The following is a 394-nucleotide window of genomic DNA, read 5'->3' as shown; positions in this document are numbered from 1 at the left end:
GTCACGGTCACCGTGAACAGAACGCCGCGCGGACCCGTCGCCGTCAGGATGTTGCCGCTCCAGCTGTAGTTGACCGTCTCCTGGCCGACCGTGCCGCTCGTGCCATGCAGACCGGCAAACGAGAAGCCGTTCGCGCCTGCGCCGTCCRGACCGACGCTGCCGCCGAGCGTGCCCGAGAAGCTCGCCGCACCGGCAACCGGGGCCGGGTTGGCGCCGRCAAGACCGTCATCGTCGACATTCGCAGMCGCCACACCGCCYGTCGGCTTGTTGGCATCCGTCACCGAGAARCCGAAGTTTGCCGTCGACGTGTCACCGTCGCCGTCCGTCACCGTGTAGTTGCCGGTGATCGGAACAGATGCGCCGACCGTCGCAGCATCCGCCTTGAACTCGTAGC

General features: G+C 67.6%; 1 protein-coding gene. It reads right to left on the bottom strand.

What is annotated here, in order from left to right; genetic code table 11:
• Positions 1-394: hypothetical protein (locus AB4Z53_RS35510; RefSeq protein WP_441600128.1), on the bottom strand; the 394-nt coding region annotated here is incomplete at both ends.

Origin of the sequence: Ensifer sp. 2TAB8, assembly GCF_052115125.1 — a bacterium.
Classification (GTDB): Bacteria; Pseudomonadota; Alphaproteobacteria; order Rhizobiales; family Rhizobiaceae; genus Ensifer.
This window is presented reverse-complemented; position numbering and strand designations above follow the sequence as displayed.